Annotated in this window: 22 protein-coding genes; 15 read left to right on the forward strand and 7 right to left on the reverse strand. The window is 69.3% G+C overall.

Features of this window, described 5'->3' with window-relative positions:
* Position 1: 1 nt before the first annotated feature.
* Positions 2 to 2,044 carry an alpha-L-fucosidase gene (locus V6V89_RS06320; protein ID WP_334618001.1) on the forward strand — a complete coding sequence of 681 codons (2,043 nt, stop codon included), beginning with the start codon at positions 2 to 4 and terminating at the stop codon, positions 2,042 to 2,044.
* 180 nt (positions 2,045 to 2,224) lie between these two features.
* On the opposite strand, the gene V6V89_RS06325 is transcribed toward V6V89_RS06320, so the two are convergent.
* Complete coding sequence (locus V6V89_RS06325) at positions 2,225 to 2,653, reverse strand: hypothetical protein (protein ID WP_334618002.1); 429 nt, start codon at positions 2,651 to 2,653, stop codon at positions 2,225 to 2,227.
* Positions 2,654 to 3,242: 589 nt separating this feature from the next.
* Here V6V89_RS06325 and V6V89_RS41610 point away from each other — a divergent pair.
* A complete protein-coding gene (locus V6V89_RS41610; RefSeq protein WP_442935082.1) occupies positions 3,243 to 3,398 on the forward strand; it encodes a BBE domain-containing protein in 156 nt (51 codons plus the stop codon).
* A 132-nt stretch (positions 3,399 to 3,530) separates the two neighbouring features.
* Here V6V89_RS41610 and V6V89_RS06330 read toward each other — a convergent pair whose 3' ends face one another.
* Positions 3,531 to 3,989 carry a DJ-1/PfpI family protein gene (locus V6V89_RS06330; RefSeq protein WP_334618003.1) on the reverse strand — a complete coding sequence of 153 codons (459 nt, stop codon included), beginning with the start codon at positions 3,987 to 3,989 and terminating at the stop codon, positions 3,531 to 3,533.
* On the reverse strand, positions 3,953 to 4,207 hold the full coding sequence (locus V6V89_RS06335) for a hypothetical protein (protein ID WP_334618146.1): 255 nt from the start codon (positions 4,205 to 4,207) through the stop codon (positions 3,953 to 3,955). The genes V6V89_RS06330 and V6V89_RS06335 overlap by 37 nt, the downstream gene beginning before the upstream one ends.
* Here V6V89_RS06335 and V6V89_RS06340 point away from each other — a divergent pair.
* The 3 genes from V6V89_RS06340 (at position 4,142) to V6V89_RS06350 (ending at position 6,340) form a co-directional block, all read left to right on the forward strand.
* Positions 4,142 to 4,354 (forward strand): helix-turn-helix domain-containing protein, encoded by a 213-nt coding sequence (locus V6V89_RS06340; protein ID WP_334618145.1) that lies wholly within the window; start codon positions 4,142 to 4,144, stop codon positions 4,352 to 4,354. The two genes, V6V89_RS06335 and V6V89_RS06340, sit on opposite strands and share 66 nt — an antisense overlap.
* 266 nt (positions 4,355 to 4,620) lie before the next feature.
* Complete coding sequence (locus tag V6V89_RS06345; protein WP_334618004.1) at positions 4,621 to 6,066, forward strand: MFS transporter; 1,446 nt, start codon at positions 4,621 to 4,623, stop codon at positions 6,064 to 6,066.
* 97 nt (positions 6,067 to 6,163) lie between these two features.
* On the forward strand, positions 6,164 to 6,340 hold the full coding sequence (locus V6V89_RS06350) for a hypothetical protein (protein WP_334618006.1): 177 nt from the start codon (positions 6,164 to 6,166) through the stop codon (positions 6,338 to 6,340).
* Between the two features lie 316 nt (positions 6,341 to 6,656).
* On the opposite strand, the gene V6V89_RS06355 is transcribed toward V6V89_RS06350, so the two are convergent.
* Positions 6,657 to 7,322 (reverse strand): LppU/SCO3897 family protein, encoded by a 666-nt coding sequence (locus V6V89_RS06355; RefSeq protein WP_334618007.1) that lies wholly within the window; start codon positions 7,320 to 7,322, stop codon positions 6,657 to 6,659.
* 40 nt (positions 7,323 to 7,362) lie between these two features.
* The gene (locus V6V89_RS06360) at positions 7,363 to 8,901 is read right to left on the reverse strand and encodes a hypothetical protein (RefSeq protein ID WP_334618008.1); all 1,539 of its coding nucleotides are present in this window, start codon (positions 8,899 to 8,901) and stop codon (positions 7,363 to 7,365) included.
* A gap of 215 nt (positions 8,902 to 9,116) precedes the next feature.
* Here V6V89_RS06360 and V6V89_RS06365 point away from each other — a divergent pair, with 215 nt between their 5' ends.
* Positions 9,117 to 9,347, forward strand: a complete 231-nt coding sequence (locus V6V89_RS06365) for an anti-sigma factor family protein (protein ID WP_334618009.1) — start codon at positions 9,117 to 9,119, stop codon at positions 9,345 to 9,347.
* Between the two features lie 5 nt (positions 9,348 to 9,352).
* Entirely contained in the window at positions 9,353 to 10,045 is a 693-nt protein-coding gene (locus tag V6V89_RS06370) for a response regulator transcription factor (protein WP_334618010.1), read from the forward strand.
* Positions 10,046 to 10,127: 82 nt separating this feature from the next.
* On the opposite strand, the gene V6V89_RS06375 is transcribed toward V6V89_RS06370, so the two are convergent.
* On the reverse strand, positions 10,128 to 11,633 hold the full coding sequence (locus V6V89_RS06375; protein ID WP_334618011.1) for a pyridoxal phosphate-dependent decarboxylase family protein: 1,506 nt from the start codon (positions 11,631 to 11,633) through the stop codon (positions 10,128 to 10,130).
* Complete coding sequence (locus V6V89_RS06380) at positions 11,626 to 12,375, reverse strand: hypothetical protein (RefSeq protein ID WP_334618012.1); 750 nt, start codon at positions 12,373 to 12,375, stop codon at positions 11,626 to 11,628. Before V6V89_RS06380 ends, V6V89_RS06375 begins: the two co-directional genes overlap by 8 nt.
* Positions 12,376 to 12,656: 281 nt before the next feature.
* Between V6V89_RS06380 and V6V89_RS06385 the strand changes: the two genes are divergently transcribed.
* From V6V89_RS06385 to argC, 8 genes are read left to right on the forward strand one after another with little or no spacing between them, the layout of a single operon-like run.
* Entirely contained in the window at positions 12,657 to 13,247 is a 591-nt protein-coding gene (locus tag V6V89_RS06385) for a hypothetical protein (RefSeq protein WP_334618013.1), read from the forward strand.
* Positions 13,247 to 14,302 (forward strand): BtrH N-terminal domain-containing protein, encoded by a 1,056-nt coding sequence (locus V6V89_RS06390; protein ID WP_334618014.1) that lies wholly within the window; start codon positions 13,247 to 13,249, stop codon positions 14,300 to 14,302. The genes V6V89_RS06385 and V6V89_RS06390 overlap by 1 nt, the downstream gene beginning before the upstream one ends.
* A gap of 41 nt (positions 14,303 to 14,343) precedes the next feature.
* Positions 14,344 to 15,675, forward strand: a complete 1,332-nt coding sequence (locus tag V6V89_RS06395) for a DegT/DnrJ/EryC1/StrS family aminotransferase (protein WP_334618015.1) — start codon at positions 14,344 to 14,346, stop codon at positions 15,673 to 15,675.
* On the forward strand, positions 15,672 to 16,517 hold the full coding sequence (locus tag V6V89_RS06400) for a transketolase (RefSeq protein WP_334618017.1): 846 nt from the start codon (positions 15,672 to 15,674) through the stop codon (positions 16,515 to 16,517). The genes V6V89_RS06395 and V6V89_RS06400 overlap by 4 nt, the downstream gene beginning before the upstream one ends.
* Positions 16,510 to 17,520, forward strand: a complete 1,011-nt coding sequence (locus tag V6V89_RS06405) for a transketolase family protein (protein ID WP_334618018.1) — start codon at positions 16,510 to 16,512, stop codon at positions 17,518 to 17,520. Before V6V89_RS06400 ends, V6V89_RS06405 begins: the two co-directional genes overlap by 8 nt.
* An 18-nt stretch (positions 17,521 to 17,538) precedes the next feature.
* Positions 17,539 to 17,706 carry a lysine biosynthesis protein LysW gene (locus V6V89_RS06410; RefSeq protein ID WP_334618019.1) on the forward strand — a complete coding sequence of 56 codons (168 nt, stop codon included), beginning with the start codon at positions 17,539 to 17,541 and terminating at the stop codon, positions 17,704 to 17,706.
* Positions 17,706 to 18,587 (forward strand): RimK family alpha-L-glutamate ligase, encoded by an 882-nt coding sequence (locus V6V89_RS06415; protein WP_334618020.1) that lies wholly within the window; start codon positions 17,706 to 17,708, stop codon positions 18,585 to 18,587. Before V6V89_RS06410 ends, V6V89_RS06415 begins: the two co-directional genes overlap by 1 nt.
* The gene (gene argC, locus V6V89_RS06420; RefSeq protein WP_334618021.1) at positions 18,584 to 19,606 is read left to right on the forward strand and encodes an N-acetyl-gamma-glutamyl-phosphate reductase; all 1,023 of its coding nucleotides are present in this window, start codon (positions 18,584 to 18,586) and stop codon (positions 19,604 to 19,606) included. The genes V6V89_RS06415 and argC overlap by 4 nt, the downstream gene beginning before the upstream one ends.
* Positions 19,607 to 19,625 lie beyond the last annotated feature (19 nt).

Here is a 19,625-nt window from a genome sequence, read left to right on the forward strand (position 1 = left end):
GATGTCCTCACCCGCGTTCCGATACACGCGTCGCAGACTGCTCGCCGCCGCTGGCATCGCCGGGGCCACAGCGGCCACCGGAGTCCTGCGGGCCGGCGCCGGCTGGGCCATCGCCGGCCCGTCCAGCTACACCCCGACCTGGGCGTCGGTCGACCAGCACCCGGCAGCCCCGGAGTGGTTCCAGGACGCCAAGTTCGGCATCTATTGGCACTGGGGGGCATTCACCACCCCCGAGTATGGGTACGAGTGGTATGGCCGCGAGATGTACAACGACGGCACCGGCATCAACAACCACCACAAGGCGACCTACGGCGATCCTCGCACGCAGTGGGGGTACAACAAGTTCATCGACGGTGGCGTCGACAGGGCCGGCAACTGGGTGCAGTTCCGACCGGTGCTGAGGGCGCAGGGCGGCAGGTTCGACCCGGACGAGTGGGTCCAGCTGTTCAAGAACGCGGGCGCGCGGATCAGTGGGCCGGTCGCCGAGCACCACGACGGCTACTCGATGTGGGACAGCCAGGTCAACGAGTGGAACTCAGTCGACCGTGGTCCACGACTGAACTTGCTGAGACTCTTCGCGGACGCGGTGCGTAGGCAGAACATGAAGCTGTTCGTATCTATGCACCACTCGTTCAATCACAACGGGTTCTACCGGTTCGTGCCGCAACAGTCCGACCCGAGCCTGAGGAAGCTCTACGGCCAGCTTTCCCGAGCCGAAGAGGACCAGCTCTGGTTCGACAAGCTCAAGGAAGTCATCGACCAGGTCCAGCCGGACGTCATCTATCACGACTTCGCCCTGGACAGCCCCGGCTACTGCCACGGCGACCCGGGCCCGTGCGCGGTTGCCGAGCAGCAGCGCCTGAACTTCCTGGCCTACTACTTCAACAAGGGCGTGGAGTGGGGCAAGGACGTCGTGACCACGTACAAGCACTTCGACCGGGGTTTCCATAACGCCAGCGCGGTCGAGGACTACGAGCGCGGCGGCCCAGCGGATCTGGTGTATCCGTACTGGCAGACCGACGAGTCGATCGCCTCCGGCAGTTGGAGCTACACCCACGGGTTGAGCTACTACTCGTCCCAGCAGATGATCCACCAACTCATCGACCGGGTCAGTAAGAACGGCAACATGATGCTCAACGTCGCCCCGACCGCCGAAGGGGAGATCCCGCAAGCGCAGCGCAACGTGCTGAACGACTTCGGGGTCTACCTGAACCGTAACGGCGAGTCGATCTATTCCACCCGGGCGTGGGTGGTCTACGGTGAGGGCCCGACCAAGATGGGCGGCGGCTCGTTCGTCGCGCCGAAGGCCGGCACAAACACCGACATCAGGTTCACGCGGAGCAAGGACAACCGTGTCCTGTACGCCACCGTCCTTGGCTGGCCCAGCGGCACGCTGAACATCACCACCTTGAACTCGAATCGGATCAACCTGGGCACCCTGACCTCGGTGCAGCTGCTCGGCTCGGCGGCTGGCACCTACGTCAACCTGCCCAGCAGAACCCAGGACGGCTCCGGTCTGCGTATCACCATGCCGGCGAATGCTCCCTACAGCGCGCCGGCGTATGTGGTGAAGCTGACCTTCTCCGGTGCTATTCCCGCCCTGGGCGGCGGTAGTAGCGGATCCATTCCCACTGGGTGGGCGCGGATCGGCAACGTCGCCACCGGCCTGGTGCTGGACAGTGGCGGCAACGTCTCATCCGGGTCGCAGCTCAAGCAGTGGAATTCCGGCGGGAGCACCAACCTGCAGTGGCAGCTGGTCGACGTCGGCGGCGGCTACTACCGTCTGGTCAACCGCACCAACGGCATGGTGGCTGACAGTTGGGGCGATACCGCCAACGGAGCGCCGGCTAAGCAGGCGGCGTGGAACGGCGGCAACAACCAGCAATGGCGGCTCAACAGCATGGGCAACGGCCGCTATCAGATCATCAACCGCGGCACCGGCACCTGTCTGGACAGTGGCGGCGACACCACCGCCGGCTCCAGGGTCAAGCTGTGGGCGCAACAGTCCAGCACCAACCTCCAATGGACTATCACCGCGATCTAACTAACCAACGAACGCGAAGCCGGCGGCACCAACGCCGCCGGCGGCGCCCAGGAACTCGACCGGGGTCGGCTCAATTACGTGCTCGAACATTGCAGCGCGGTGCGCGAGCAGCTCAGGGCCGCCCCTGCTTACTGTGGGATCAGTTTGGCGCGTGTCAGCGAGGTGCTCGCGTATTGCGGCTTACCGTTGGGGTGAGCCGTGTAGAAGCAGGTAGGCGACGTACAGCGTGGCGAGGCTCAAGACAACGTTTCCTACCCCGCTGAAGATCAGGACGGCTGTGGGCACGTCTGGGCTGGGTATCCCAAACGCCTCGCCGCTGCCGCCGACAATGATCAGCAACGATATGAGGACGATCGCTATCGTGCCTGCGCTGCCGATCCGGCCGGGCCTCGAGGCGGCGACTGTCGCCAGCGCCAGGACGATGGTCAAGACCACCGGCGCGCCGATCGCGGTGCCTCGCAGCCACATCTCCCCGGCGACGTCGTCCGGATCGCCCGCTCCGCCGAACTGCGCTGGCCAGCGCAACGCTACGCAGATCACGGTGGTTGTTATGTGGAATGCGATCACTGCGACGTTGAGCTGAACGAAGCGGCTTCGGAGCTGATCCATCGCCGAAACTCCCTCTGTGGGCGCCCTTAGACGGTGGTCATCGTTGGGTGGTTCGGGTTGCGTGGCCGCTTGCGCGACCGCATCGACTGGAGGGCGCGCCAGCATACCTCGGCGGGGGTCCCTGATGTTCATGGTGTTTCGGGCGGCTGCCTGTCCTACGAGTTGTCGCAGGCATTCTGCCCGGCGGGTGAGAAGATCCACGGGGTCGGCGCATCCCTGACCAACCAGCTCTTTGGCGTCACGAGCGACGTGGTCATCGGCAAGCTGACTTCACCGCGGCGATTTCTGGCGTCCAGGTGCAGGCAAGCGAGAACGACGCCACCACGGCCAACTGGGGCGTCCGGGCATACGTCGCCTGCGCAGCCCAGTGGCCCGACCCCACCGACCGTACTCCCACAAGGGACGGTAGAGCGTATCGCGTAGTTGCTCGACCAGGCGGCGGTAGGGGTAACTCCACCGTCGCTCTTCTGGGCAGCGGGATGTCACTGCCGCGCGGCCCCTCCTAGGATCGGAGAGATCGACACAAGCGAAGGTATTATGGGTGTCCACAGTCGACGGAGTGTGCTCCGTGGGGCCGCAGTCACGGCGGGTGCGTTGGCGGCGGGAACGGCGGCAACTGCCGCGGCGCCGGACGCCACCGCCACCGCGCATCGCGACGCCATACGGCGGAAACGCGGCGAGGCTGCGCGCGGCGAAACGGCGGTGGGACCCGCGGAACGTGTTCCACCACGCACTCACCCCGTGATCGAAGGTGACGCTGATCCGGGCCAGTGCTGGCCGGTGCCGACGCTGGTGGAGCTCGTCGAGGTGAACGGTACGCGGCCGGGTCAGGAGTTCCTGATCCGTTCGGATGGGCACGTGGTCGCCGCGGCGGTGCTCAGGTTGTCAGGCGGACCAGGAGTGCGGGATGGCCTGCCAGCGCCGATTCCACCATGGCCCGGGCATGGGGCTTGAAGAAGTCGAGGTCGGCGCATCTCCAGTCGCAGCCACCCAGGGGTGGCTGCGGGTCGTACTCGATGAAAAGTTGGACCGTGCGGGCGGTCTGCTCGCCCGCGAGGCGTTCGACCAGGTGGAGGGCCATGTCGATGCCGGCCGACACGCCGGCGGCGGTGAGCACGGGACCAGACTCGACCCAGCGTTCGGCGACGGGCCTCGCGCCAAACTTAGCCAGCAGGTCACGGAAGCCCCAGTGAGTGGTGGCCCGACGGCCGTCGAGCAGGCCAGCGGCGCCCAGGATCAGTGAGCCGGTGCACACCGAACCGACGACCTCGGCCGTCCGCGCGGCCTGGCGGATCCACCTCAGCAGCCTATCTGCAACGGCCAGGCAACCAGGCACAGATGAGCATATTCACTGCCACCCCAGCACCCACGAACAGCCTCATCAGGCGAGCCGTCGACTACATCACCAGCCATTTGACCGAAGACCTGACCGCAGCCGCACTCGCAGCCGAGGCAGGGGTAAGCCAACGCCACCTGACCCGCCTCTTCATCGACCATCTTGGAAAGGCGCCAGGTCGATTCGTCCGCGACGCACGCACCGAAGCCGCCGCTCACCTCCTGGCTTCCACCTCGATACCTGTGGCGAGTGTGGCCGCACAATGCGGCTTCAGGACCGCTGAAACGCTCCGCCAGGCATTCGTCAACCGCTACGGGACGCCGCCTTCGCGTTACCGAGCAACGCAAAGCACACCAGCTACCTGACGGCAGCACCTTGCCGACGGCGAACACGTGTCCGGACCAGCGGCCGACACACCTCCGCAACCGCTGGGACGTCGATCTGGTGCCGGTTCGGGTCAGCCAGGACGGCGCGTCCCCCAAAAGGGGCGAATCCGAAGTGTCAGGGATCCCGCCGGAGGGAACTCTCCGTGAGTCACGCCGCTGTGACGCCGCGTTTCGCATGATCGAACGAACCGGAATCCCGGAACGGAGGACGATCGATGACGGACCGGACCAGTCGCGCTCGAATTATGAGGTCCGATGGCAGCGGCAGCCGGTCACGTTCGCTGCTGCTCGCCGTCCTGTGCACCGCCCAGTTCGTCACCCTCCTCGACTTCTCGATCGTCACGGTCGCGTTGCCGGAGATCGCCCTGGATTTGAATATCGACTCCACGTTGTTGCCGTGGGTGCTTAACGCGTACGGACTGGCCATCGCGGCTCTGCTGGTGTTCGGTGGTCGGTTGGCCGACCTGTTTGGGCGGCGGGAGATCTTCTTCGCCGGTATGGCCATCTTCGGCCTGACCTCACTGCTCGCCGGCTTTGCCCAGGATCCAGCCTTCCTGGTCGCTATGCGTGCGCTGCAAGGTGTGGGCGCGGCCCTGGTCACGCCCGCCGCGCTCTCGATCGTGACCACCGTATACACCGACCCGCGCGAACGCGGCCGGGCACTGGGCATCTGGGGTGCGGTCCTGGCCACTGGACTGACCGCCGGGCTGGTGTTCGGCGCGGTCATCACCCAGACGCTCGGCTGGCGATGGGTGCTCTGGGTGACCGTGCCCGTGGCTTTCGTGGCACTTGTGCTGACCCCGATCTTGCTGCCGACGTCGCTGCGGCGCCAGTCCGGCAGGCTCGACCTGCCCGGTGCGGCACTCGCCGTCACCGGCCTCGCCGCGCTGGTACTCGGTATCGGCCAGATCGAGACCGCCGGCCTGTCCACGAGGTCGCTGCTGCCCGTGCTGGCCGCGGCGGTCCTGCTGGTCGGGTACGTGGTATGGGAGCGCCGGGCCGCCCAGCCGCTGACGCCGCTGTCGCTGCTGGGCAGCCGCTCGGTGGTATCGGCGAACCTGGTGTCGGTGGCCGGTAACGCCGCGATGGCCCCGGCGTGGGTGCTTCTGTCGCTCTACCTGCAACTGGTGCACGAGGTCAGTGTGCTGGCGGCGGGGATGCTGCTGGTGCCGGCCGCGGTCGCGATCGCCGGCGGCTCCGGAGTGCTGGCGCCGAGGCTGCTGCGGCTGCTGTCGCGGCGGGCGCTTGTCGTCGCCGGGATGTCCATCTGCGCGGTGGGCATGCTGGCGCTGGCGCTGTCGCTCGACGACACGATCCCGTGGGCCTGGACGCTCCCGGGCGGGATCCTCGCCGGGCTGGGCTACGGGTTGGCCTTCACCGCGTGGGCGCTGGTCGGCGTCGACCGTATCCCGGAGCGCCATCAGGGCATCGCCTCCGGCCTGCTGGTGACCTCGCAGGAGGTGGGCGCCGCGATCGGCATCGCCCTCGCCGTCGCGTTCGCCGCGTACGCCGGAGCCGAGGACATGGGCAGCCCGGGCGACCTCGCCCACGGGTACCGGATCGCGGTGTTCGGCCTCGTGGTGCTGGCCGCGATCGGCGCAATCCTCGGCCGGCTGGTGCCCCGCGACGACGTCGGTGACCCGGGCGCGTCGGCGGAGGCACCGATGGAGGCGCGCGCCTCCACGCTGTGACGGCCCTTACGATCCCCGGCCGCCTCCCGCGCCTGCGCCGGCGAGCCCGGCCCAGGCCACCAGCCACACGGATCACGGATCACGGATCACGGCCAAGATGGTCTTGCCGGACAGTGGACCCACCCGGTCGCTCCAGCGCAGCCAGTCGGCGACGCTTCCGCTGGCCTCGGCCAGGGTGGGTCATCAGCACGCCGACGGCGAGGGCGCCGGCCACGGCGGCAAGTTCGAACGCCGCCACGGAAAGCCCCATCGCGGTACGCCGGACCGGTTGTGAGGGATCAGGCCGGTGCCGTCGTAGACGACGCGATGAGGCGAACGTAACCGGCGGCTCTGGGCCGGCGAGGCCGAACAGTTGGCGTCAACTCCGCAACCGCTCGTCCAGCCAGCGGTGCGGATCTCGCGGAGGCGGTGGCCGAGTGCTTCGAGCGCTTGCTGCGCACTCGTTAGCGGATGTACTGGCCGGACCTGCACGGCCCGTCCCTTGGTCTTCCGACCAGTTTCGACCAGGGATGCCACCACGAGGCGGGATCGGCCGGGTCGAGGCGGACTCCGGTTCGGGGTCGCGCCGCCAGCGCGACCCCGAAGGATCCTTAGTTGGTCTCCAGGCAGAGGACCGTGCCCGACTCGCCTGAGCGGCCAGCCCAGTAGGTCAGCTCGGCCTGGTCGTACGGCTGGCACACCTCGTCGTCGGCCTGCTCCTCGCTCCGGCCCTCGATCCGCCCGACCACCGTGAAACTGGCCGCCGCGTCGGTGCAGTCGACGATCCTGAGATCGGCGTCCTGAATCTCTTCGAAATTCTTCCCGGCCGACTCGCCGGCTAGGCACTCGCCCACCGTGGCGTTGGTGATTTCGCTCCCGCCCGAGCCGCTGCCCCCGGCGCCGCTGGAAAGGCTGGCGCTGCCCCGCAGGACGAGGATTCCCCCGATGATGAGGCACAGCAGCAACAGCGCACTGATGAGGGCCAGGAGCGCCGGCACCGGTCCGCGACCGGATCGCGAGGTCGGCGTTGGTGAGGTGCCCGGCGGTGGTGGCGGCACGCCGACACCGTACATGTTGTCACCCCTCGGGAGGCCCGGCGGCACAGCCAAGGGACCGTGCGCCATGCCGTCACCGGGCGGCGGAGGCACCGGCATGCCGGTCATCGGCGAGATAGGGCTGCCAACCGGCGGCGGTACGCCGTTTCCAGGCGGCGGTGTCGGCGGGTTCGGCTGTTGCGGGGTGCCCGCGCCGTGCGGCTGCGGGTGCTGGTCAGACATACGTCCCTCCGGCCAATTGGTCGCTACGAACGGGGAATCATCAGATCTCGCGGTTGCGGGCCCACCTCCACCACTGACGCAACGAGCGCAACGGCCCGAGGCGCCGGCAGTAGCCCTGGTCGGCCAGGTCGTAGACGATGTCCTGGGCGGCGATCTGCAGCCCGAGGAAGGTGTCCACCCCGGGGAAGTAACCGCCCAGCGTCGCCTGTCCGGAGGCGTAGAGGCGGCCGACCCCGCTGCGCGCGCCGCGTACCTCAAACGACCGGCTCACGTCGAGCCCACCGATCGGGTTCCGCCCGGCGTTGCTGTGCCGGAACAGGTCGTCGATCACCCGGTGGGCCCGCGGATCGCTCTCCAGGCCGGTGCAGTCGATGATGTAGTCCGCGCCGACGTTGACAAGGCCGGCATTGGTCTGAACCCCAGCCACCAGCCGGCCGTCGGCATCGACGTCCAACGACTCGATACTGCCGGACAGGTTGCGGTACCACCCGCCGCTGCGTCCGGCCGCCAGCTGCCGCTGCCACACCCGCCGGTACGCGGTGGTCGTCCCGCCGATTTCGGAATAGAACTGGGCGCGGTCCGCGCCCTCCAGGCGCCGGGCACGCGCCTTGGCCTGTCCGCCCCAGACGGACTTCGGGTAGTTGAAACCCTGGTACGCCCAGCCGTCCTGGCCACGCCGGCGCGACCAGGGCGGGCCCTGGGGCCGGTCGACGAAGGTGCGGAACAGGTGCACGATCTCGGTGGATAGCCCCAACCGCTGGCGATCGTCGATGAGCCGCTCCAGCACCCTGGATGCGACGATCCCACCGCCACGGACGAGCACCCGGCCGGGTCGCTGGGCCAGGCTCGCGTACACGTGCTCGTGGTCCTCGTAGGCGTTGACCACACGGTAGTACTCGCGGTGCGAGGCGCGGAAGTCCTGTAGTTGGCCGAGGTACTTCAGGCCGGCGTAGCCGAGCGCCAGGTGGACGAAGCGCGACCGGAAGGCGATGCGTTTGGTGGCGGTGGTGCCCGGCGGTGGGGTGAGGATGGTGAAGTAGCCGTCACCGGTACGCCGGCGCACCATCCTGACCTGTCCCTTGGATAGCATCTCCCAGTAGCGGATGCGGCGGGCCTCGCGCTCGATTCCCTCCAGCACCATGCCGAGCGGTGGGGTGTAGAAGTCGGCGAAGGTCGGCTCAATCAACACCTGCCACAGCGGTTTGACGCTCCGCCGTTTGATCGCCTCGTGCAAGGCGAACGACGGGAACCCCCAGATGCAGTCCGGGCGGGACGCGGCGTCGGAGCGGATGCGCTGGTGGCGCGGGATCTGAGAGACTCGGCAGAGGTACTCGTACGTCTGCCATGGATAGTCCAAGTTGGACAATACTGCGATCTCGGAGGTGGGCACACCGGCGATGCGCAGGTAGTCCACCGTCACGAACGAGCCGATACCGCCGCCGACGCTGACGATCGGCACGTCGACAACGGGTATCCCGGCGGCCGCCACCATGGCGTCACTCCACCAGTCCGCGTGCCGAAGCTCGGGGTTGAGATCACCCACGATCGGCGCGACCGGTCTCTCCTGCGCGATGGTCATCGACCGTCACTCCTCCATGCCGTGCGGACACGTTCGACCCGCAACCTATGCGGAGCCGCGTGGCACGATCGTCGACCGAGCGTCACCGGGGGCCGGGTGGCACCTGGCACCGTTCCAGCGACGCCGTGGTGACGCCCCGGCATGAGGATCGAGGACGGATCCGGCACTTGTGCCTGAGTCGGAGTCCCTCGAACGAGGCATCGTAAGGAGAGGGAATGCGCGAGCTGACCTGTGCCGAGCTGGTCGAGCAAGTCACCGACTACCTCGAGGGCACGGTATCCGGGCAAGCAGCCGTCGATTTCCGTGCGCACCTGACCATCTGCGAGCGATGCGAGGACTATCTCGACCAGATGCGGACCACCATACAGCTGCTCCGGTGCGCGAGCCCGGATCAGCTCACCCCCGAGGCGCAGGCGCGAATCCTCGCGCTCTTTGGACAGAGGTAGGAGCAATGTCCACGAAGGTGCTCATCTGCGACGAGCGGGTGCTCGTGCGCGACGGTATGGTGAATCAACTCTCCATGGACACCTGCGTCGATGTCGTGTCTGTCACCGACAGCGGCGCCGACGTCCTCGCTCTCGCCCGACGGCACCATCCCGACGTTGTCCTGGCCAGCACCACCATCCGCCACATGCCGGTGGACAAGCTCGTCTGGGAGCTGTCCCAGGCCGCCCTCGACCCGCGTCCGGTGGCCGTGGTGGTGACCGCGGTCAACGAAGACGCCGAGACGCTCGCGGAGATCCTCCATGCCGGCGCCTGCGGCCTCCTCACGGAGGACGCCAGTCGGGAGGAGCTGGTGCTGGCGGTGCGCGCGGCGGCCGGCGGGCACGCGATGCTCGGCCCCCGGGTCGCCCGTTGGCTGGTGGCGTGGTTTCGAAACCACGCCCACTCCGCTGCGGAGCACCCGGTCGACCTGATCGGAGTCACTCCACGCGAGCGGGAGGTACTCGTGCTGACCGCGCTCGGGTTGTCTACTGAGGACATCGCGGGGCGGCTGTTCATCAGCCTGGCCACCGTACGGTCACACCTTTACCGGCTGCAGGTCAAGCTCCATGCCCGTGACCGTGCTCAGCTGGTTTCCCTCGCGTACCAGGCGGGGCTGCTCGCCGGCCGGCAGGACGCGGTGCCCGTTCCCGCTGAGTGAGGCGTGGTCGCCGGAACCCCTAGGATCGGCGACCACGCTCGCGACACCACCTCCGGCATGGTCAACTCTCGGTCCGGCATGGTCAGCTCTCGCGGGTCAGCTCTCGTTCGGCGGTCGCCCCGGCAGTGCACACGATGTGCAGCAGCGCACGGAGGTCGTCTTCGGTGGTCGCGTAATGCAGCACCGAAGCCCGCAGCACGAACCGGTCACGCAGGACGGTGCTGGTGAGGAAGGCGCGGCCCTCGGCCTGCACCCGCCGCTCCACCAACTCGTTGATCGCGTCCACCCGCGTCGGGTCGCGGTCACCGTCGCTGGGAAGGTATCGGAAACAGACGACCGACAGTTGCGGCGGTACGACGAGTTCCAGTGCCGGGGTCTCCGCCACCATCGCGGCGAGGTGCCGGGCCAGCGCGACGTGCCGCACGACCTGGTCGGTCAGGCCGCGCCGACCGGCGTGCCGCAGCGTCATCCACACCTTGAGCGCGCGGAACCCCCGGGTCTGCTGGATGCCGTACTCGGCGAACGACGGCGGCCCGCCGACGCCCTTGCCTTCCTCGGTTCGCAGATACGGCGGGACCAGGCTGAACGTGCGCCGCATCAGCTCCCGGTCGCGCACGATGACGCAACCGCACTCGACCGGCACGGACAGCCACTTGTGCGGGTCGAGCGCGATCGAGTCGGCCCGGCGCAGGCCCGCGTAGGCGTCAGCGAGTTGCGGGTGCAGCGCACCGACCGCCCCGTAGGCGCCGTCGACGTGGAGCCACAGGGCGTGCTCGGCGGCGACGTCGGCGATCCGGTCGAACGGGTCGATGGCGCCGGTGTTCGTGGTACCGGCCGAGGCCACCACGCAGAATGGCCGGTGCCCGTCGGCCCGGTCCCGCGCGACCATGCGGGCCAACGCGTCCGGGTCCATCCGGAACATGTCGTCGGTCGGCACCACCCGGACCGAGGAACTTCCCAGGCCGAGCAGCTCGATCCCCTTACGCACCGAGCTGTGCGTCTGGTCGGTGACGTAGGTGAGCAGTCGCTTTCCGCCGGCGCCGGCCACCCCGTCGGCCCGGACATCCCAACCGTCGGCCTCGGCGCAGTGCTGCCGGGCGACGGCGAGGCCGGTCAGGATCGCCACCGAGCCGCCACTCACCAGCAGCCCCATCGCGGTTTCCGGGTCGTACCCGACGATTTCCGTGAGCCAACCCACGACCGCCTGCTCCAGGTAAAGCGAGGAGATGTCGCCGACGTCGCAGCTGGGGTCCTGTGCGGCGGCCAGCATCTCGGCGAGGATGCCGATGGGCGCGGGCGGCGAGTTGACCCAGCCGAAGAAGCGCGGATGGCCGTTGCCCATCGCGAACGGCAGGACGTCCTGTGCGAAGTCATCGATGATGACGTCGGCCGCGGTCCCCTCGGCCGGCAGGCGCTGCTCGCGTAGCCGGTCCCGCTCGGCCGGCGTCATCGGGCGGAACACCGGCGTGGAGCGGATATTGCCGAGGTAGTCCGCGACGAGGTCGATGGACTCGTGACCCAGCTTGCGAAACTCCGCCAGGTCTGCCATGGACCCGGCGATCGAGTCGATTAGTCGATGCTCAGACACGACTGCCTCCCGGTTGGTCGTGGAGGGGCATGCGGTGGGACCGCAGCCGTTCATAGTACGGCAGGTGGTAGGCGTAGTAGTCGCTCAGCGGTTCGGTGAGCCGCACCCCGGTGCGGTCCCGCTCGTACGCCCGGCTGAAGCCGGTGCTGACACTGGCCTGGCGGTGCCAACGGCCGGTCCGCTGCCACTCCGGCTGCTCGGCCGCCGGCCAGGTGAGGGCGGTCGGGTCGAAGGCGATGCCGACCCGGGCGCAGTACGCCGCCACGGTGGCCTCCGGCCGGTCCACCAGGTCGTCGGAGTCGACCACGACTGGCGGCTTACCGGTCGCGGCGTACACGGCGTCGAAGATTTCGGCGAGTCTGCTGAAACCGATCTCGTCTCGGGTCGGCCGCGCGTTCAGCTCCGCGTGGGACGCGATGACCTCGAGCGGGTCTCGGATGATGAACGTGTGTACGGCGCCGCTCAGGAAGGCGGTGTCGGTCAACACGTGCGGGTACCTGAAATCGGTCGTGTCCTTGAAAAACACTCGGCCCTTCATGGCCATGAGCGCGCGCACGAGGCTCGGCTCGTCGCGCACGGTACGACCGTCTACCACGGCCTCTTCGAAGTCGGCGACGTGCGAGAACGGCTCGTGCAGGACCTGGAAGTCACCGCGTTTCTTCATCATCCGCTCGAACGCGGTGGACCGGCAGCGTGGCGCGCTCCACAGCGCGAGCAGAAGATTGTCGGGCTCTTGCCGCATGGTGCCTCCTCATGCAACTCGGTGGCGGTCTGGCGGCGCTTCGCGTGCTGACACTAGCCCGCGGGACGTGCCGGCATAACGGGTCGAGCGGGGAATGCAGCATCTCGTTGAACGAATGCAGTATCTCGCTGAACGCGGGATCGGACCCTCCGTACGGTGCTGGTCCTAATTGGGTCGCGACGCTGATGCAGCCGGGTTCCCGGTTGCCTAGGTTTGTTCGGAGCACAGCGATCAGGCCGGAGGAGAACACCGTGCAGCAGATGCCAAATCGGTCGGCAGCCATGACTCAGCGCCCCGTGGATCTGCGCCCGTACCTGAACAACGTGGGCGTGACGACCATCGCCGACACTGGCTCGGGCCACTTCAACGTGTGGCGCAACTCGTTCGCCGCCGAGGACCTGCCCGACGCGGGCGACCGGACTGTCGTCGAGGCGATCACTTTCCAGCTGCCGGACCTGGGCAGCCCGGAGCCGGACAACGTGCGCTGCGACCGGCAGTACATCCCGGTGCCGTCCGGCTACTACGACTGGCTCTACGTGCTGGGGGCGGCCGAACGGCGGGTGGAGGACCTCGTGGGCCTGCACTTCGCTGACGGCACAGTGGACTTCGAACCGCTGCGGCTGACCGACTTCTGGGCGGCGCCGCCGGCATTCGGTGAAACACTGGCTTTCCAGACGCTGATGCACTATCCGCAGCATGTCCAATTTGGAGTGCCGGCGCGGATGTGGTGCCAGCGCGTCCCGGTGGTGCGGCGCGCGCGCCTGACCGGGCTGCGGCTGCCGGCCAACACCGCGGCGCACGTCTTCGCGGCCACCCTTGTCGGTGGGCTCTCGGCCGAGTCGGACGGTGTCGGCGCGGAGGAGGAAATCTGATGAATATCCGAATCGCCGAATCGCCGAACCACCGCGTCGATCCGGTCCAGGCGCGCCGGGCGCCGCGACGGTGGTACCGCGATCCGCTCGGCTGCCTGCACCTGACCATCGCCACGGTGCTCGCCGAGCGGGGCGTGGAGCCGCTGGACCCGCTCGGCGCCGGCTGGGGCTTCCAGTACCTCCCCGACCACGTACGCGCCGAGGAGTTCTACTACCCGTCCGCCGAATGCGACCTGGGGCCCGCGCTGGCACCGCACCACCCGCTGGGTGCGGTGTGGTCCGCCACGCCTGACGGCGAGGACCCGCTGAGTACCTTCATCGACACCATCGCCGCGGGCGGTCTGGTCATCGCCGCGGTCGACAAGCACCACCTGCCGTTCCGGCCGGCGTACCACGACGTGCATGCCGCGCACCTCGTGGTGGTCTACGGCGTGGACCGGGCCCGGGGCCTGGTCTGGGTGTCCGACTCGCAACCCCCGGCGTTCTCGGGCGCGGTGCGGGTGGAGGACTTCCTGGCCGCCCACGCCTCGGCCAATCCGGCCGACGAGCAGGACGCGTTCTTCAGCGACTCTACGATCGCCCGGCGGTATCTGACCGTCGAACTCGCCGAGCCGTTCCCCGAACTCGACGAGAGTGGCCTGGCCGCCGCGCTGCGGGCGAACGTGGCGGGATTCCTGGCCACCGGCGACGAAAAGACCTGGACCGGCCTGTCCGGCGTGCGCCGGTACGTCGATTCTCTAGTCGACGCCTCGTCCGCCGGCGAGCAGACGCCGCTGCGGCAGGCCTACACGTTCGGTTGGAGCATGCAGGCCACCGCCTATTTGCACAGCGAACTGTTGCGGTTGCGTGGCGTGCAGTGGCAGCGACCGTCGCTGCGCGAGGCCGCCCGCAGCGTCCAGGCGGTGGCGACCGCCTGGACCCCGGTGCGGGTCACCGCCGCCCACGGCTGGCCTGATCCGCGGGCCGGCGCGGACGCGCTGAGCCGGCACGGCACCCGGCTGGTAAGCCGGTACGAGGAGGCGCTGGACGCGGTCGCGGCGCTCGGCGAGTCCTAGTCCATTCGAGTCTTCCCCCACGAATTCGAGGAGGTACCCCGGTGAGCAAGCTCGCTGTGCTCGGCGGCGCGCCGACGGTGCCGCGCGAGCTGCGCAAGGTCGAATGGCCGGTGATCACCGACGACGACCGCGCGGCCGTGCTCCAGGTCTTGGACAGCGGACAGCTGGTGTCCAATTCGGACCAGGAGACCACGGTCAGCGTGCTGGAGCGGCGCTGGGCCGAGCAGGTCGGGGTGGCACACTGCGTCGGCGTCTCGAACGGCACGACCGCGCTGTCGCTGTCGCTGGCCGCTCTAGGCATCGGCCCGGGCGACGAGGTGATCGTGCCCGCGCTCAGCTTCATCGCGTCCGGCCTGGCGCCGGTGCACCAGATGGCGGTGCCGGTCTTCGCCGACATCGATCCGGTCACCTTCACCATCGACCCCGGCGAGGTGGCCGCGCGGATCACCCCGCGCACCGCGGCGATCATGCCGGTGCACCTGCATGGGCTGCCGGCCGAGATGGACGCGATCAACGACATCGCCCGCCGCCACGGCCTCGCCGTGATCGAGGACGCCGCCCAGGCGCACGGCGCCACCTATAACGGCCGGCGGGTCGGTTCCTTGGGTGACGTCGCGGCCTTCAGCCTGCAGGTCACCAAGAACCTCCCGACCTGCGGTGAGGGCGGTCTGGTGACCACCGGCGACGCGGGAGCGGCCGAGCGGGTACGCCTGGCGCGCCAGTTCGGTGAGGTGATCGAGCCTGGCAAGGCCCGCGATTACGTCTCCTACTCGCTCGGCTGGAATTCGAAGCTGAATCCAGTGCAGGCCGGCTTCGCGCTGGCCCAGCTGGACCGGTTCGAGCGGTACGAGGCGCGCAGGCAGGCCAACGTGCCGAAGTTGCTGGACCGGTTGCGCCGGCTGCCCGGCATCCAGGTGCCCTCGGCCCTGCCGCACGCCAGCCACGCGTGGCACATCCTGCGCTTCCGCTTCGACCCGGCGGCGGCAGGTCTGCCCGCCGGGGTGACCGCGCCGGCCATGCGCTCGGCACTGCGTCGGGTGCTGCGCGCCGAAGGGGTGCCGCTGTCCCAGTACCAGTTGATGGGTCTGCCGGAGCAGAAGGTGTTCGTCGACCGGACCGGTTTCGGCCGCGGGTACCCGTGGACCGTGGCTTCGGCGGCGCCGGAGCCGCGCGACTACCCGGTGACCCGGGCGGTCGTCGACGACTCGCTCACCCTGCAGAAGCGGCACCTCAACCCGGACGCCGGCCCGCTGCTGGAGCGCTACGCGGACGCGTTCGAGAAGGTCTGGGAGCACCTCGACGTGATCGCGCGGATGGCGGGGAGCGTGGAGGCACCACCGGCGGGTTCGTCCGAGCGGAGGGAAGCGGCATGAACGAGCTCGTGGATTCCACCGCGCTGGCCGGGCACGCACACCGGATCCGGCAGCGGATCGTCGACGTCTGCGCCGGCGCCGAAGGCGGCCACCTGGGCGGATCGATGTCGGTGGTGGAGGTGCTCACCGCGCTCTACTTCTCGGTGATGAAGGTCTATCCGGACCGGCCCGACCACCCGGACCGCGACGTGTTCCTGCTCAGCAAGGGGCACGGTGCGATCGGCCTGTACGCCACGCTCGCCGAGCGCGGCTACTTTCCGGCCGCGGAGCTGGACGGCTTCGGCCAGACCGGCAGCCGCCTCATGGCTCATCCCGTACGCGCGGTGCCCGGCGTCGAGCTGCCCACCGGCTCGTTGGGCCACGGGCTTCCACTGGCCGCCGGCTTCGCTCTGGCCAGCCGGTTGCGCCGCAGCTCGCGCCGCACGTTCGTGGTGATGGGCGACGGTGAGCTGCAGGAGGGATCGGTCTGGGAGGCTGCGATGCGGGCCGGCTCGCTCGGGCTGGACAACCTGGTGGCCATCGTCGACCGCAACGGGCTGCAGCTGAGCGGGCTGACCGAGGAGATCTCCCCCCTGGAGCCGCTCAACGAGCGGTGGTGCACCTTCGGCTGGGCGGTGCGCGACGTGGCGGGGCACGACGTCGCCGAGGTCGCCAAGGCGCTCGCCGACGTTCCGTGGACGCCGGGCCGGCCCAGTGTGCTGATCGCCCGTACGACCAAGGGCGAGGGCGTGCCTTTCCTGGCCGGCCAGGCCCGCAGCCACTACGTGAAGTTCTCTGAGAAGCAGCACGCCCGGGCGCGGGCGGCGCTCCGGCGTCAGGCACCGGGAGACGGACATGGCTGAACCAGCCGTCAAGATCCCGGCCGCCCGCGAGGCGTACCGGGACGAACTGCTCGCCATGCTGCCGGACGATCCGCGCCTGGTTTGCCTGGACACCGATACCGGGCTGTTCGCCGGTGTCGACTTCGCCTCCGCCGCGGAGCGCTACGTGGACGTTGGCATCGGCGAGCAGAACCTGATGGGGATGGCCGCCGGTCTGGCCGCGAGCGGCTTCATACCGTTCGTGAACACGATGGCGGCGTTCGCCTCGACCCGCGCGCTCGAGGCCGTGAAGATCGACATCGCGTACAACAACCTGCCGGTCCGGATCATGGCGACCCACGGTGGGCTCGCCGCCGGCCACCTGGGCCCCACCCACCAGGCACTGGAGGACCTCGCGGTGATGCGGGCCCTGCCCAACATGACCGTGGTGGTGCCGGCCGATCCCGCGGCGACCAGGTCGGTGGTGCGGCAGTCGGTCGACGTGCCGGGGCCGCTGTACGTGCGGATGGGCCGCAAGGCCACGCCGCCACTGCCGGGGGCGGTGCCGGCTCCCCGCATCGGCGAGGCCCAGTTGCTGCGCGACGGGCAAGACGTGCTCGTCGTCTGCTGCGGCCCGCACCCGGTGCTCGCCGCGCACGGCGCGGCCGCGCTTCTGGACGCCGAGGGCGTGCGCTGCGCGGTGCTCAACATGCACACCCTCAAGCCGCTCGACACCACCGGGCTAGCCTCCGCCGCAGCCGGCAAGACGCTGGTGGTGACCGTCGAGGAGCACTGGCGCAGCGGTGGGCTGGGTGACGCGGTGAGCGACGCGCTCAGCGGCGTGGCATCCGCGCGGGTCATCCGGCTGGGTGTGCCAGACACGTTCTCGACCACGGTCGGCGGCCACGCGGAGTTGCTCGACGAGTTCGGCATCAACGCCGCCGGCGTGGCGAGCGTCATCCGGCGGGCGCTGGACCCGTCGACCCGGCCCGGCTGGACAACGTCCGACCATCCCCGGGCACACCCCGTGCCCCGGGCTCAGTGAGAAGAGAGGTGTTCTTCGATGGCAACCGCCTGCCCCGAATGTGAAGCGCAGATCGCCGTACCCGAGCAGATCCTGACCAGTGAGCTCATCGAGTGCCCGGAGTGCCGCAGCGACCTGGAGGTGCTCACGGCCAGCCCGCTTCTGCTGGCGATGGCGCCCGAGCCGGAAGAGGACTGGGGCGAGTGATGGCGGCCGCTGCGACTCCGGTCGCGGTACTGGCCTCGCGAGTGCGTGGCGAGGAGCGGCAGATCCTCGCCACGTTCGAGCGGCGCGGGATCCCCGTGACCCACGTCGATCCGCGGGACCTGCCCTACCGCGCCGACGACGCCGTCGCGCCCTGGCTGGTGGTGCTCAACCGGGAGATCTCCGCCACCCGGGCGCGGTACGCCGCCCGAAGCCTGGAGGCGGCGGGCGCGGTGGTGGTGAACTCCGCCGCCGCGACCGAGCTGTGCGGCGACAAATGGCTGAGCACCCTGGCCCTGCGCCGCGCCGGCCTGCCCATGCCGCGCACGTCGCTCGCGCTGACCCCCGACGCCGCCCTCGCGCACATCGAGGAGTTCGGGTACCCGGTCGTGATCAAGCCGCTCACCTCGTCCTGGGGGAAGCGGGTCGCCCTCGTCCGGGAGCGGGACACGGCGCAGGCCGTGCTTGAGCACTGCGCGGCCCTGCCCGCGCCCCAGGCACACCTCATCTACCTGCAGGAGTACATCGACAAGCCCGGCCGCGACCTGCGGGTCATCGTGGTCGGCGGCCGCCCGGTCGGCGCCGTGTACCGCAGCTCCGCCGAGTGGCGCACCAACGTCGCGCGCGGCGCCGAGACGACCGTATGCCCGCTCACGCCGGCGTTGAGCAAGCTGGCCACGGATGCGGCCCAGGCCGTGGGAGCGGAGATCGCCGGTGTGGACCTGGTGGAGACCACCGACAGCCGGATCCTGGTGCTGGAGGTCAACCAGGGCGTGGAGTTCACCGGTTTCCGGCGGGCCCACGGTGACAGCGAGGAGCACGACGTCGCCGCTGCCATCGTGGACCTGGTGCTCGCCCGTACCGAGGCGGTGAACCGGCCATGACCCGAGTGGCGGTACTCGGAGCCGCCGGCTACATCGGCGGCGAGCTGATGCGGCTGCTCCTCGGCCATCCCGAGGTCGAGGTGGCCGCCGCGGTCTCGACCAGCATGCGCGGCAAGCGGGTCGACGGCGCCCACCCGAACCTGCGTGGGGTCACCGACCTGACCTTCTGCGGACAGGACGACCTCGACGAGTACGACGTGATGTTCTTCGCGACACCGCACCGGAAGACCATGACCCTGTTGCCGGAGTTGGCCGCGCGGGCCAAGGTGCTCATCGATCTCTCCGGTGACTTCCGGCTGCGTGACCCCGCGGTGTTCCAGCGCTACTACGAGACTGAGCACAAGGCACCCGAACTACTCGACAAGTTCGTGACGGGGCTGCCGGAGCTCGCCCGGAAGTCGTTGCACGACGCGGATCGCATCACGGTGCCCGGCTGCATGGCGACTGCCGCCATTCTGGCGCTGGCCCCGCTCGCCGCGGCTGGTCTGATCGAGTCCGACGTGGACGTCGATGCCCGCACCGGTTCCAGCGGCTCGGGTGCCACCGCCGGTCCGGCAAACCTGCACGCCGAGCGCAGCGGCGCAATGCGCGTCTTCGCCACAGGCGGGCATCGCCACGAGGCGGAGATCGCCCAGGCGTGCGGGCTGCGGCCGACCATGACGGCCACCGGTGTCGAGGCGGTACGGGGGGTGCAGGTGATTTGCCGGACCACGCTGGCGTCGGACGTTACCGATGCCGACATCCGGCGGGTCTACCGGGACCGCTACGCCGGCGAACCGTTCGTGCGGGTCGTCGCCGAGCGCCGCGGGCACTGGCGGCTGCCCGACCCGAAGCTGCTGCTGGGCGCCAACTTCTGCGACGTCGGTTTCGCCCGGGCGGGCGATCGCCGGCTGCTGGCCATCGCCGCCCTGGACAACCTGGTCAAGGGCGGCGCCGGCAACGCGGTGCAGTCGATGAACGTCCGGATGGACTGGCCGGAACGCACCGGGCTGGAGTTCACCGGCCTGCACCCCTTGTGACGACCATGCGGCGCTGGAA

This window comes from Micromonospora sp. CPCC 206061 (assembly GCF_036906915.1).
GTDB lineage: Bacteria > Actinomycetota > Actinomycetes > Mycobacteriales > Micromonosporaceae > Phytohabitans.

Bases quoted from the DNA above. Each gene is read 5' to 3' on its own strand.
- V6V89_RS06325 (WP_334618002.1), bottom strand. From the start codon at position 2,653: ATGGATCAGCTCCGAAGCCGCTTCGTTCAGCTCAACGTCGCAGTGATC.
- V6V89_RS06405 (WP_334618018.1), top strand. From the start codon at position 16,510: ATGGCTGAACCAGCCGTCAAGATCCCGGCCGCCCGCGAGGCGTACCGG.
- V6V89_RS06365 (WP_334618009.1), top strand. From the start codon at position 9,117: ATGCGCGAGCTGACCTGTGCCGAGCTGGTCGAGCAAGTCACCGACTAC.
- V6V89_RS06355 (WP_334618007.1), bottom strand. From the start codon at position 7,322: ATGTCTGACCAGCACCCGCAGCCGCACGGCGCGGGCACCCCGCAACAG.
- V6V89_RS06320 (WP_334618001.1), top strand. From the start codon at position 2: ATGTCCTCACCCGCGTTCCGATACACGCGTCGCAGACTGCTCGCCGCC.
- V6V89_RS06390 (WP_334618014.1), top strand. From the start codon at position 13,247: ATGAATATCCGAATCGCCGAATCGCCGAACCACCGCGTCGATCCGGTC.
- V6V89_RS06350 (WP_334618006.1), top strand. From the start codon at position 6,164: ATGGTCTTGCCGGACAGTGGACCCACCCGGTCGCTCCAGCGCAGCCAG.
- V6V89_RS06400 (WP_334618017.1), top strand. From the start codon at position 15,672: ATGAACGAGCTCGTGGATTCCACCGCGCTGGCCGGGCACGCACACCGG.
- V6V89_RS06345 (WP_334618004.1), top strand. From the start codon at position 4,621: ATGAGGTCCGATGGCAGCGGCAGCCGGTCACGTTCGCTGCTGCTCGCC.
- V6V89_RS06360 (WP_334618008.1), bottom strand. From the start codon at position 8,901: ATGACCATCGCGCAGGAGAGACCGGTCGCGCCGATCGTGGGTGATCTC.
- V6V89_RS06415 (WP_334618020.1), top strand. From the start codon at position 17,706: ATGGCGGCCGCTGCGACTCCGGTCGCGGTACTGGCCTCGCGAGTGCGT.
- V6V89_RS06410 (WP_334618019.1), top strand. From the start codon at position 17,539: ATGGCAACCGCCTGCCCCGAATGTGAAGCGCAGATCGCCGTACCCGAG.
- argC (WP_334618021.1), top strand. From the start codon at position 18,584: ATGACCCGAGTGGCGGTACTCGGAGCCGCCGGCTACATCGGCGGCGAG.
- V6V89_RS06385 (WP_334618013.1), top strand. From the start codon at position 12,657: ATGACTCAGCGCCCCGTGGATCTGCGCCCGTACCTGAACAACGTGGGC.
- V6V89_RS06380 (WP_334618012.1), bottom strand. From the start codon at position 12,375: ATGCGGCAAGAGCCCGACAATCTTCTGCTCGCGCTGTGGAGCGCGCCA.
- V6V89_RS06370 (WP_334618010.1), top strand. From the start codon at position 9,353: ATGTCCACGAAGGTGCTCATCTGCGACGAGCGGGTGCTCGTGCGCGAC.